The 11664-nt window shown below is 45.2% G+C and carries 12 protein-coding genes and 2 pseudogenes; 4 read left to right on the top strand and 10 right to left on the bottom strand.

Annotated features, from left to right (window positions below; translation table 11 throughout):
- Positions 1 to 417 precede the first annotated feature (417 nt).
- The 3 genes from EO95_RS04405 to EO95_RS17455 all read right to left on the bottom strand — a co-directional run bounded on the left by EO95_RS04405 (position 418) and on the right by EO95_RS17455 (position 2053).
- A complete protein-coding gene (locus EO95_RS04405; protein WP_048132541.1) occupies positions 418 to 1107 on the bottom strand; it encodes a DUF169 domain-containing protein in 690 nt (229 codons plus the stop codon).
- Between the two features lie 409 nt (positions 1108 to 1516).
- Entirely contained in the window at positions 1517 to 1843 is a 327-nt protein-coding gene (locus EO95_RS04400; protein WP_048132539.1) for a DUF6951 family protein, read from the bottom strand.
- Between the two features lie 48 nt (positions 1844 to 1891).
- Complete coding sequence (locus EO95_RS17455) at positions 1892 to 2053, bottom strand: hypothetical protein (RefSeq protein WP_156161229.1); 162 nt, start codon at positions 2051 to 2053, stop codon at positions 1892 to 1894.
- 339 nt (positions 2054 to 2392) lie between these two features.
- Between EO95_RS17455 and EO95_RS04395 the strand changes: the two genes are divergently transcribed.
- The 3 genes from EO95_RS04395 to EO95_RS04385 all read left to right on the top strand — a co-directional run bounded on the left by EO95_RS04395 (position 2393) and on the right by EO95_RS04385 (position 4606).
- Positions 2393 to 2770 (top strand): 30S ribosomal protein S8e, encoded by a 378-nt coding sequence (locus tag EO95_RS04395; RefSeq protein WP_048132537.1) that lies wholly within the window; start codon positions 2393 to 2395, stop codon positions 2768 to 2770.
- 79 nt (positions 2771 to 2849) lie between these two features.
- Positions 2850 to 3341, top strand: coding sequence for an Lrp/AsnC family transcriptional regulator (locus tag EO95_RS04390; RefSeq protein ID WP_048132546.1), 492 nt, complete (start codon positions 2850 to 2852; stop codon positions 3339 to 3341).
- A gap of 83 nt (positions 3342 to 3424) precedes the next feature.
- Positions 3425 to 4606 (top strand): aminotransferase class I/II-fold pyridoxal phosphate-dependent enzyme, encoded by a 1182-nt coding sequence (locus EO95_RS04385; RefSeq protein WP_048132536.1) that lies wholly within the window; start codon positions 3425 to 3427, stop codon positions 4604 to 4606.
- A 188-nt stretch (positions 4607 to 4794) separates the two neighbouring features.
- Here EO95_RS04385 and EO95_RS04380 read toward each other — a convergent pair whose 3' ends face one another.
- Positions 4795 to 5196 carry a helix-turn-helix domain-containing protein gene (locus EO95_RS04380; protein WP_048132544.1) on the bottom strand — a complete coding sequence of 134 codons (402 nt, stop codon included), beginning with the start codon at positions 5194 to 5196 and terminating at the stop codon, positions 4795 to 4797.
- A gap of 830 nt (positions 5197 to 6026) precedes the next feature.
- Here EO95_RS04380 and EO95_RS04375 point away from each other — a divergent pair.
- Positions 6027 to 6710 carry a DUF5591 domain-containing protein gene (locus EO95_RS04375; RefSeq protein WP_048132534.1) on the top strand — a complete coding sequence of 228 codons (684 nt, stop codon included), beginning with the start codon at positions 6027 to 6029 and terminating at the stop codon, positions 6708 to 6710.
- A gap of 245 nt (positions 6711 to 6955) precedes the next feature.
- Here the strand turns inward: EO95_RS04375 and EO95_RS17985 are convergent, their stop codons facing one another.
- The 6 genes and pseudogenes from EO95_RS17985 to EO95_RS04345 all read right to left on the bottom strand — a co-directional run.
- Positions 6956 to 7105 carry a hypothetical protein gene (locus EO95_RS17985; protein ID WP_200894995.1) on the bottom strand — a complete coding sequence of 50 codons (150 nt, stop codon included), beginning with the start codon at positions 7103 to 7105 and terminating at the stop codon, positions 6956 to 6958.
- An 18-nt stretch (positions 7106 to 7123) separates the two neighbouring features.
- On the bottom strand, positions 7124 to 7420 hold the full coding sequence (locus tag EO95_RS04370; RefSeq protein WP_048132533.1) for a hypothetical protein: 297 nt from the start codon (positions 7418 to 7420) through the stop codon (positions 7124 to 7126).
- Positions 7421 to 7422: 2 nt separating this feature from the next.
- Positions 7423 to 8469, bottom strand: a complete 1047-nt coding sequence (locus EO95_RS04365; protein ID WP_048132531.1) for a DMT family transporter — start codon at positions 8467 to 8469, stop codon at positions 7423 to 7425.
- A 100-nt stretch (positions 8470 to 8569) separates the two neighbouring features.
- A complete protein-coding gene (locus EO95_RS04360) occupies positions 8570 to 9223 on the bottom strand; it encodes a B12-binding domain-containing protein (RefSeq protein ID WP_048132529.1) in 654 nt (217 codons plus the stop codon).
- A 2-nt stretch (positions 9224 to 9225) separates the two neighbouring features.
- Positions 9226 to 10713, bottom strand: a pseudogene (gene mttB / locus EO95_RS04350) ([trimethylamine--corrinoid protein] Co-methyltransferase).
- A gap of 507 nt (positions 10714 to 11220) precedes the next feature.
- Positions 11221 to 11664: pseudogene (locus tag EO95_RS04345) on the bottom strand ([dimethylamine--corrinoid protein] Co-methyltransferase); the annotation flags it as partial.

The raw sequence follows: 11664 nt of genomic DNA, 5'->3' as shown, positions 1-11664 counted from the left end.
GAGTTGCGGCTCTGCAGTACGCTGCCCTTTTCGCTGCGCTCAAGAGGGCTAATCTATGGGTTTTAGCAGTGAGCTTCGCTCGCTCAAGCGGACTAACTATGGTTTTTAATTGATTTTATAGTTCAAAGTGAGCGTTTTGTTACAGATTTTATATGTCTTTCCGTGATGGCAGAACCTTGAGATCAGGTGTAATATTTACGCTCGAAATCAAAAAGGTTGATTCGGCCAACAGAAAAAAAATTAGTAGTGAGGTCAGTTACTGAAAGCAGAAGCAGAAGTCGAAGAACGGTTTTCAAATATGATATAACAAACAGATTGTGTCTGTTATGTCATATTTGATCAATGGCTTGCCCCACTATCAATTAAGGGCTGAGCATGGAGGAATTTACATCTGAAGTAAATATGCGGGTTTTAGTATTATTTAGGGCAGATTATCCTGAGGCCGGCAATGACATCTGGAAGGAGCTCAACTGGGATTCCCATGATCATTTCTTCATCTGCGATCTCAGTATAAGCTCTGCTGCCGCTGCAGCCGACTGTAACTCCTATTTTACCTTCTTTATATGCCTGCACCACACCATCGGAACAGAGGCTCTGTTTGCCTGCGAAACTGGCTTCAAGCCTGCCTCCGGTTTTGTACATATAAGCCTGGGTGAGCAGCATTATCTGCTTCGGGTTACAGATGACCACTACAACATCAGGCATGAATGTGGTCTTTTCAAGAGGTGCATACAGGACAGCCTCTGTAGAGTTAGGAGTCAGGGTTGGCACCATTTCAATGGTACGCCTTGCAGCACCCTGGGTACTGAATTGTTTTAAGCCTTTATAATAGAATTCTCCGCTGGCTACTTTAGGGGGCAGTGCTCCAAGGCCCATGGCACCTGCTCCGCCTTTGCACATCTGGTCCTCTCCCAGAGTATAAAATTCTTCTCCCGTTCTTCTCACTCTGTCAACAAGCTGACAGTGTCTCATAGCCTCATCTACTTTTTCAATTCCCTCCGGAACCTTTTCTCCCTTTGGAATTAATTTCACTGCAACTGGAGAAGTCTTGAGTTTAAGGCATTCGAGCATTTCCTGTCCATAATTGTTGATTTCTTTTAAATCCATATTTATCACTCCGGGTATGAATCTTTATTAATTTTAAATGGAAGAAACAAAAAAATTGTATATATATTTTATATGCACATGGTTGATAAGTTGTGATTAAATAATACACAACCATATTCAATATAAGTATTCTTAAGTTTTGAATTAGAGAGGCGTTTTATCGCAGTACTCTTAATTTTTTTGAGAGTTTTGTTGATTTCAACTTCCTGCCTCAGACAGAAAATAAAGATTTATAATCATCAGGATTTAGTTTTCATAATTATATTGAATTATTGCCTTATTTTTTGAGGCAAAAATTCTAAATTTTAAATCTGAATGAGTATAAATTAAGACCTAATCACTCATTAAGACCTAATCACTCATTAAGACCTAATCACTCATTAAGACCTAATCACTCATTAAGACCTAATCACTCAAGTTTGTCAAAAATGAGCTCCATTTTTCCCATTTCCCGGGCAAGGTTTTTAGAAATCAGACCGTTTTCGAGCCAGCAGGCATTCATTACTGCAGCCGGGACAAGGCAGGTGGGGGTGAGAGGAGCTTCAGCCATTTTCTGGGCAAGCACAGTCTCAGGGCCGCCCATAAGGTCTTTCATGCCCATATCAAACTGTGTGCCCCATTTCCGGAGTTTTTCACAGGTGGTTTTGATATGCACATGGATGGTTTTGCCTTCTTTTGTAGCAATAACTTTTGTTGTATGTCCGCATACGGTATTGAGTGAAATTTCAGAAACCATTATTTATCCTCCTGTAATCTGCATAGTCATCCGGGGTCGGAAGGGTTTTCAATGCACTATTATAAATGAGATATATGAGATTTCCCTTCTGGCCTGTACCTGAATCTCTTTTTCTCTTTCTTTTGTATTTAATTCATCATATATATTTTTCTGTGGCCAGCTTTTTGTGCCTCTTTTTAGACCGGTAACTTTATGGTCTTCGAATGCCACTTTTTCGGCTACAGTTACCCGTATGCAGGTGCTGTCCGGAAGTTAAGGTTTTTCTGGCAACATGATCGCAAAGTTCTTATACGATTCTATTCGTATTGCTAAGTCCATAGCAAATATGCTAATTATAGCATTCCTGTTAATACATTAATATATTAGCAGAGCAATTAAGCTACTGATAGGTATGCTTATGCCCTGAAAAAGGATCACTAGATCAAGATTACAGGATATTTACTATATGGATCATTTAAGGTTCCATTAAAAACCAGCTTAAGTAATACTAAAAATAACGTTAAGTATAAATCTTGGCTTAAATTTCAATACAATAACGAGGTTTTAATAATGAGATGGCAAGGCAGCTCCAGAAGAAAAGTTACCGGTGGAAAGGTTAATGCCGCCCGCGGAAAGCGCAAGTTTGAAATGGGCCGCGAATCTGCAGATACCCGTATCAGCGATGTAAAAAGAAAGAACATTCACACTATGGGCGGCAACAGGAAAGTAAGGCTTCTCCAGTCAAACGTTGCAAACGTGACCAATCCTAAAGACGGAAAGACAGTTACTGCACCCATTGAGACTGTAATTGAAAACACTGCAAACAAGCACTATGTCAGGCGTAACATTCTGACAAAAGGATCCGTTATAAGGACTCCTATGGGCACTGCTAGAGTTACAAGCAGACCCGGACAGGATGGAGTTGTAAACGCTGTATTAATTGAATAAATTGAATAATTGAAGAGAGCCCTGACCCCATACCTGGGGTTCTGTGCCAATTTCCCTAAACCTTGTGCCGGTGGTCAACATGGACGAAATAATTCGACATATATTGGAAATTCTTGAAAATGATGCCCGAGCAAGTTCGGAAGAAATCGCAGCCCTGACAGGAATGTCTGCACAGGAAATTTCCCAGACGATCGCAAAGCTTGAAGAAACAGGAGTTATCCGGCACTACAAGACCATAGTTGATTGGGACCTGGTTGGGGAAAACTACGTTTACGCCGTAATTGAGTTGAAGGTTACTCTTGAGCGTAACCAGGGCTATCAGGCAATTGCAGAAAGGATCTATAAGTTTCCGGAAGTCAGGTCTGTCAGGCTTCTGTCCGGAGACTATGACATCTCCCTTACCGTCCGGGGGAAGTCAATGAAGGATGTGGCTTTTTTTGTGGCAGAAAAAATCGCCACCCTTGACCAGGTCCAGAGCACGTCCACTCATTTCGTGCTGAAGACCTATAAAGAAGACGGGGTAATCCTCCACGAACCAGAGTCAATAAAGAGGCTCCCGGTATCGTTTTAAAGAGGATATCGATTAAGATCTGATCCATCTTATCACATTTTATATTTTATCAAACTAATAAAGTTTTTTATAGGGGTGTTTGCTTGAGACCTCCATGCGATCCTTCAAAATTCGTTGCGGAAGCTGTAAAAAGTATCCCTCCATCAGGAATACGCCGTTTTTTTGACCTGGTTTCCGGACTTGAGGATATAATTTCCCTTGGTGTAGGAGAGCCTGATTTCATCACTCCCTGGCACATTCGTGAGATGTGCATCCACTCTCTAGAAAAGGGGCAGACTTCATATACCTCAAACTCCGGACTTCCGGAACTCAGAGACGAACTTACAAGAACCTATTATAGGCGCTATGGCCTGGACTATGATCCGGCATCCGAAATCCTGATTACTACAGGAGTAAGCGAAGCTCTTGATATAGCAATCAGGGCCGTGGTCAATCCCGGAGATGAGGTAATTGTGGTTCAGCCCTCCTATGTGGCATACGTCCCTTCAGTGATTCTGGCAGGGGGCAAACCTGTCATTGTTTCTACTCACAGGAACGATGATTTCAGCCTTACTGCAGAAGCCCTGAAACCTGCAATCACCAGTAAAACCAAGGCAATCGTCCTCAACTTCCCTAACAACCCTACAGGCGCAATTATGGAACAGGAAGGAATGGAGGATATCGCTGATCTTGTTGTTGAAAACGATTTATTTGTAATCTCAGACGAGGTTTATGAATGCCTGACTTATGAAGGCACCCATGTTCCGTTCTCGTCTCTTGAAGGTATGAAGGATCGGACTGTCATGCTGAACGGGTTTTCCAAGGCTTATGCAATGACAGGGCTCAGACTCGGCTTTGCAATGGGAGCTCCGGATATTATCCATTCAATGATGATGATCCACCAGTACTCCATGCTATGTGCCCCCATAACTGCCCAGGTAGGAGCAATCGAAGCCCTTCGCAATGGAAAAGGGGAAATGGAGCGGATGGTCCGGGAATATGACCGGCGCAGGCACTTTATCGTAAAAGGCTTTAACAGAATAGGACTTGAGTGCTTCAACCCGAAAGGCGCTTTTTATGCATTCCCCTATATAGGAGATACAGGCCTTTCCTCTTCTGATTTTGCAGAACGTCTCCTGAATGAAAAGAGGGTTGTTACAATTCCCGGAGATGTGTTTGGGGAAGCAGGTGAAGGATTCCTGCGGTGCGCTTATGCAGCATCTCTGGATGACCTTAGAAAAGCAATTGAGAGAATGGGAGATTTCGTAGACGGATTAAAACAATGAATTCGGCCGAAGCTTTATTCGGTCTACTTTTACATTCTCATTTTATTTTTGTGATACTTTAATTTTTGTGATACTTTAATTTTCGTATTTTATTTTTGTGATGCTCTTACATCTATATTTTTTTACTTTTAAATTTCCTTGCTTCAATATTTTTACTTAAATTTATTACTTTGATCTCTTTTTTAGATTCAGCTTTCTTCATCGTCCAGTCGCATGATAAGAGCGCGTACTTTATCATCCATTTTATCAATCAATTCGTTCATCTGGTTGTACCATTCGTCAACGTTTTTCTTTACCATCTGTTTCATTTCCTGGGGCTCGATAGCTACATATTCGTAGTAGTATCCCCCACTATCGATGGATCGTGTTTCCCTGTAAACAATTCCACAAGCTATAAGGTTCTGCAGGGAACGGTATGCAGTGCTCCTTTCCCTGCTGAGGATCTCTCCCAATTTTTCAGCTGTAAGAGGACCATGCGTAAGCAGAGCCTTATATGTGTCGATGTCAAGGGACTTCAGACCGAGTACACATTGTACCATGTCCTCGCATCTGAAGCTTGCTCTGATCATCTCATGAATAGAATTAACCATAAAACCACTATTTGAGGGCAGTTTGCCATATTGTTTTTTAAAATTTATTTTGAGCTCTTTGAGGATACCGGCAAGCACATTCAATTATATAAGGTAGATTGAGGATGCTCGTGAACTACCCCTGGGCTAAAGACCTGGAGCTTCCTAATTCATAGACTACCTTCCGGAGTCTCCAAAGGCGTTAATTCGGGCAGTCCCTGCCCTACTATGTCCCGCTCCGCCGCCTGATTCGGTTTTACAGGGTTTCAAGCTAGAGACGGTGTATTTTCCAGGACCTGATGAGCCTAACGGTTAACATATATTGCATTGGCCACTTGATTCTCGTAACCATTGCTTAATATTATATTGGTTTCGATGTATATCAAGTCAAAGGATAACGAAACGAATATTGAAGAAGGTGACGCTTATATCTTCCAGGTTAAAGACCTGGGGGTTTTACGCTTCTTCTTATAAAATAGAAAACCTTATGCCGGCCTCCAAACATACTTTTTAAAAGCATAATCCCCAATCGTGTTAAGTATCATTATGTGTTATTTAGCTACCAATATTGGTGAATAGATTTATAAACTTATTTATATCAGTTAAATTTTATTATATTTATCCGGTAATATCTGCTAAATATTCCATTAGATTTTTTCAGACCGTTTTCATAAAAACGTAAATGAAATTCTTCGAATAATAGGCACAAACAAATCACAGTACTTTTCAAATCACAGTACTTCATGCCAAATAATAAATCCGGAATAATAAATCCGGAATAATAAATCCGGAGTGATTCTGGTTAGTTAATTATATATATAATTTCCTGACTCAATAAGCTCTGAGGTCTTATGAAGCCCATTATCCCTGAAGATGAACGTTCCGAAGAACCTCTTGATACTGAGAGAATAATTTACCATCCTGACATGATAAAAGCCAATGACTGGGTTCTCACTGAGTATGAAGCTCCTTTCAGGGAATTATGTATTTTTGTTCCCTGCGCCAAGAGAAAGCCTTACCACGAAAGCCCATCCCATAAAAAATTCGACAGGATAATTTTTGGGATTGCAAAGCCCGAGGATGTACACATAGTAACCTTCGGAACCTGCGGGATTGCTCCAAGGGAACTTGATACTCAATACCCTTTTATGAACTACACTTTCATGATGGGCAAATGCAATGTGACAAAGATCAAGAGAGACTTCATAAAAATAGAAAGTGAAAGGATTGCCGCTTATCTTGAAAAGACGAGGGCAAACTACAAGCACAGGATAGCGTACTGTATCGGAGATTTTCGGACTGCAATGGAAAAAGCCCTGGAAATAGTTGACATAAAAGTGGATATTGTCCCGAGGGAATCCACAATTCAAAGGATGATCCAGCCCGAGAAATCCTTCATTTACAACAGCCTCTCATCTAAAGAGTACCTGCAGGATTTTTCCGATGCGATAACGACGGCCTTAGAACTCCCCGCGAGGGAGGTTGGTCTCCGGGAAGACCTGTCGGTTGACGACACAGATTGGTACGTCCTGTGAACTATCCCCTGGTAAGTCCTGTGAACTCCCCCACATGTCGCTTCGCTCCGAGGAAGGGGACTTCCCGCCTTATTGTTAAAGCTGTCCTGCAGTAAGTATGCCTGCAGGCTAGATCTCTTTTTAGTCCTTAATGGGGTATAAGCTCCGCTCCGAAAGGAACTCAAGCCTTTTTCGTCAGGTCTTCCAGGTGTTTTTATGCTTGAAAGACAGAGGGGTGTCTCCTCTGCTTTTTATTCACTGAAAGCTTAGAACTTCGATACGAAGGTCCTTGCCTGCCAGAGGGCAATGACCGCCAGGATGAGGATCAGGACCATCCACATGGTGTCTGCTCCCGGGATAATGGAGTTTACCCAGTAAGCATTGTAAGCTTCCATAGCAGCTGCCGTTTGTACCATCTTTTTCCCTCCGTACCTTTAGACATACCTGAGACAGGCATCCGAGCCCCGGACCTTTCCGAAGTCGGTGATAACGTATTTGTGCAGCAGGAAATCTTTTTTGTAAATTCCCTCCTCATCGACCTTCTGTTCCACATCTTTCAACATCCCACCGGACGCCAGTTCAAGAATGTCGAAATTGATGCTGTCCCTGTGGAAATTACCCTTCATGCCGTACTCTTCCTGGATTTTTGAAACTATTTCGTAGTTCCAGTGTGCTTCTCCATCAAGGAATAGCTCCAGGATCCTGAACTTTATAGGCCGGTTCTTGCCCACTTTCACTCACCTCTCAGGGTTTCAAGTGCGCTTGTTTCTTCCGTAAACATGACGAAGCTACCAATAACACAGAGGGTACCTCCGACAATGATGGTCCACTGTGGGACATCTCCAAAGAAGAGGAATATGAAGATAATAGCACACAGTCCGTAGAGGTTTCCTATCCCCTGGCCTCTTCCGACACCTATCAGCGGGAAAGACTTGTACCAGCAGACGTAACAGAACCCGAAGGTGATTCCAGCAAAAATCAGGACCAACAGCGTCAGAGGTTCAAATGCCTGGAGTGCAAAGGAATACATCGGGTAGCCAACAATTGCCAGGATCGGCACGATAATGATCCACCAGATGATGTTTTCTCCAAGGAACCGAAGGGTAAGCCCCACATCAGGCTCGGAAATATCAAGCCCTTTGCCTGCAATTGCACCTTCTATTCCCCAGCCTGCAGCAGCCATCAACCCTCCCAGGTATCCAATCCAGGGGACGCTTCCTGCAGCAAGTTCGGTTATAACCCCGCCGCCAAAGATTGTGATTCCACCAAGAATAATGATTACAATTCCGGTTGCTGCTCTCTTGCTGATCTTTTCCCCATACCAGTAATAAGCAAGCACCGAGCCGATCACAGGATAGAGAAGGGCAGCAACGGCTGCGAATGCTCCACCAATAAAGCCCATGGCCATAAAGGAACCAAGAATTGCTATGGGCCCCCCGAAGATTGAGGCCAGGAAGAACCATTTGGAACAAGGGTGAAATTCCTTAAGTGTCCGGCCCAGTTCTCCGAATTTTCCAAGCACCCCATTCCAGAGCATGAGGGCCAGCATAACTGTAAGTGCATTAAATGCGGTAATCAGAGCCGCTGTTACAACCAGGGACACTGCATCTCCACTGGTCTCGGCAATAACCCCATACATCTCATCAAAAGGGTTCAGTACCCACACAACAGTTCCCGGCAGGTACCAGATGCCCCAGAAAACAGCACAAAAAAGGGCCCACATGTACCCTTTACTGATTTTTCGTTTGCTTTCCTGCGCTTTCAAAGCTTTCAGATCCATACCAACTCCTCCCTTTTGTTAGAGTTATTGGGCAGGTGTACCGGGAGCCCGGCCTGTATAGCCTTCCTGGGACTCCCGGAACTGCCTGCTCTTCTGATTATCAGCGCTTCAGGGCTGCCTTTACCTTGGTAACGGCATCTGTTGCACTTTCTCCGTAGATGTTTGCCCCGATCTTGTCAGCCCAGTCCTGGGTAACCGGAGCTCCTCCGACCATGGTCTTGACCTTATCGCGGACGCCTGCTTCTTTGAGCTGCTCCTCAATCTGGATCTGGTTGACCATGGTGGTAGTCATAAGGGCGGAACTTGCAACAATGTCAGGCTTGAGTTCCTTTGCCTTTTCAACGAAGGTCTTGATGGGCACGTCTCTTCCGAGGTCTACCACTTCAAAACCTGCAATGTTGAGCATGGAGGCAACTATGTCCTTTCCGATGGAATGGATGTCCCCTTCGATGGTCCCGATGACGACGGTCCCGAGCTTTGTAGTCTGGGATTTCCGCTTCTCCATCTCGGGTGTCAGAACGTCGACTCCTGCTTTCATTGCTTCTGCGGCTGCAAGCACATGGGGCAGGAAAAGAGTCCCCTGCTCGAACTGTTCGCCTACGTACAGCATGCCTGCGGTATAGCCGTGTTCGATGATTTCTACCGGGTCGACCCCGGCGGCAAGGGATTCATTTGCTGCTTCCGCTGCCATATCTTCATCAAACTCGGTGATCGAAGCTTTTGCTTTTGCTATAATCTCTTCTTTGCTTGCCATTTTTATCCCTCCCTGAAGGCTCTGTCAGCCTTGTCGACAACTGCTTTCATGGCCTTGAGGATGTCTGCATCGATTGGTTTTACTTCATGGTGCTTGAGGACATCCATCACCTTTTCGTTTGCCGCGGACGCAAGGTCCTTGGAGCCGGCTGCTGCCCAATCTCCGAACATGCGCCTGTCGATGAGCATGGGGTCGGAGGGGTAGTCTACAAGCATCCTCGTCTGCTTAAGGGCCAGGAAATTGTTTCCGATTCCTACCTTCTGGATGGATTCGACTGCCAGGGTTTCGGTAGAAACTGGAATTCCCTGCATCGCTTTCTTTGTCATTTTGATGATGTCGTTGTCGATGACCAGTTGTTCCATTGAGAAGGTCATTCCTAGCTCAAGCATCCCGGCGCCGTAGAGGGTGTTAGCCCCCGCGAGGGCGGGAAGGAGGCAGGTCATGGTCTTCTCGTGTCCAGCCTGGTCGTCCGGGATCTTTGCATCAGACTAGGTGCCTGCCACGAATGCGGGGAGGCCATAGAACTGGGCGAGCTTTGCGACAGCAGCGCTGATCAGGCCGAGTTCGGGAGATCCGACGGGCGCAGTACCCTTCTTCAGGTCGAAGGTGGTGGTGGAACTTCCGTACCAGACTTTGGTTCCGGGCACTGTGAGCTGGGCGAGGGTGATACCGGAGAGGACTTCGGCGTTGTGGGTAACAAGAGTTCCTGCAAGGTATACAGGAGAAGACCCACCGGACATTGCCATACTCAGGACGTTTACAGGGATACCAAGGCGGGCACCCTTAATGATGACCTGGCAGGCGTTGACACTCAGCTCAAGCGGGCTGGTCGGACAGAGCAACATGGAGAAGATCGGTTTTTTCCTTGCTTCTTCTTCGTTGCCGCCGTAGTAGGCTTTTGCAATGTCCCAGTAGTATTCGACGTTTTCGCCGACAGGGTCAATGTGGTGGAAGTGTTTTGCGGTGTTGGTAAGAGGGGTGAAGGTCTCATGGACGTCCTGGGCGCCTTTTCCGGCCCAGTCCCTGGCAGACACCGGGAGGGAGAAGTAGTCAATATTTTCGGCCCAGTCACAGAGCCTTGCAATTTCTGCAATGTCCTGCTCTACCGAATCCACTGTGACGTACTTCCCGTCCTTGTACCTGCACATCTTGACCCCTGTCCCGAAACAGGTCCAGTGCACCTTACCCCCGGACTCCTGTACGGTATTGTACTTCTTGTCGCGTCCCCAGAGCACAAACCTCGAGGGAGCGAGCTGAAGGGCTCTTCTTACAAGATATTCGGGGATCTTTACGATCTGAGTCTTTTCGTCAACTTCACAGCCGTTTTCCTTGAAGATCTTCCTTGCCTCGGCATCCGAAACCTGGATTCCGGGGTTCATCAGGACTTCCATTGTAGCGTAGTGGATAGCCTTTAACTCATCATTGGTGAAAAGGCTCAGTCTCACGCCCTCAAGGTAATCAAATCCTGCAAATGCATTACATTGTGCCATTTTCTTTCTCCTTTATTTTCGAATTTATTCACTTTACTTCCATTTGCCTTTCATTTGAAATAGGGGAAAATCCACGTTTTTCCCATGGGTCGGACTTCAACGGACTGTGAAGAGAGAATAAATTTTATTTTACAGGGGAAGGGTTGAAAACCTTCTTTAAAATCCCTGTTTGAGAAAACCTGTTAGCTTACGGCCACAGGCCTCTAAAAAAAGGAAAACTCGGTGTCCTCCCGCTCCCTTCTTTGAAACCCCTGTCTATAGTCTCCACTATCCGCTTTTCCGTAACTTTTCGAAAAGACCGCCGTTTCGTCCCTGTGTGACTGCAGGGAAAAACCCGCGCCACATTTTGGCAAAGTCCTGTACCCTTTCCGGATTTAGCCCCCCTTGGCTTCAATTATTTCCGGATTAATTTATACTACTCTGTCGATTTTTATTTTATAAATCCGTCTATATATAATTTCCTGATAACTTTTAATTTGATTTTTCGATAGAGCTCATCTTTCGCGTTTACCTTCCGGTCTGTTTTCTAAAGAGATCGCAGGAGTTGATCTTGACACCGAGCAGCTTTTCAATGTTCATCTTTGCAGCAATGCCCTTTGCAGCTCCTGGCACGGAGGTGATAACGCCAATATCAAGCTCTTCACGCAGTTCCCTCATGATATGTTCGTCTGAGAGGTCCATTGTGCCAACTTTAAGCTTCTTTGCCACGTACTCTTTTGCGTCTTTTATCCTCATGTTCTTTGAGAATTCCATCCTTGCTACAAGGTCTCCGGCTGCTCTCATCCCGGTCATCCCGGAAGCCATTATGTGGGAAATCGGCATACCCAGCGGGTCGCCGACCCCTACCTATATGCCGTCTACGCCAGCAATTTCGACCATTGCCTTGCTTGCCCTTGTAACGGCATCTACCGGAGGAGTCTCAAGCATCGGAATTCCGCCGACACCCATACC

This window comes from Methanosarcina sp. 1.H.T.1A.1 (assembly GCF_000979295.1).
Lineage (GTDB): Archaea > Halobacteriota > Methanosarcinia > Methanosarcinales > Methanosarcinaceae > Methanosarcina.
Note: the sequence above shows the minus strand (reverse complement) of the source record. Positions and strands in the feature narration are given on the sequence as shown.

Excerpts from the sequence above, each read along its gene's own strand:
- EO95_RS04365 (WP_048132531.1), bottom strand. The coding sequence starts at position 8,469 with ATGGATCTGAAAGCTTTGAAAGCGCAGGAAAGCAAACGAAAAATCAGT.
- EO95_RS04360 (WP_048132529.1), bottom strand. The coding sequence starts at position 9,223 with ATGGCAAGCAAAGAAGAGATTATAGCAAAAGCAAAAGCTTCGATCACC.
- EO95_RS04400 (WP_048132539.1), bottom strand. The coding sequence starts at position 1,843 with ATGGTTTCTGAAATTTCACTCAATACCGTATGCGGACATACAACAAAA.
- EO95_RS17985 (WP_200894995.1), bottom strand. The coding sequence starts at position 7,105 with ATGGTACAAACGGCAGCTGCTATGGAAGCTTACAATGCTTACTGGGTA.
- EO95_RS04380 (WP_048132544.1), bottom strand. The coding sequence starts at position 5,196 with ATGGTTAATTCTATTCATGAGATGATCAGAGCAAGCTTCAGATGCGAG.
- EO95_RS04395 (WP_048132537.1), top strand. The coding sequence starts at position 2,393 with ATGAGATGGCAAGGCAGCTCCAGAAGAAAAGTTACCGGTGGAAAGGTT.
- EO95_RS04390 (WP_048132546.1), top strand. The coding sequence starts at position 2,850 with ATGGACGAAATAATTCGACATATATTGGAAATTCTTGAAAATGATGCC.
- EO95_RS04405 (WP_048132541.1), bottom strand. The coding sequence starts at position 1,107 with ATGGATTTAAAAGAAATCAACAATTATGGACAGGAAATGCTCGAATGC.
- EO95_RS04375 (WP_048132534.1), top strand. The coding sequence starts at position 6,027 with ATGAAGCCCATTATCCCTGAAGATGAACGTTCCGAAGAACCTCTTGAT.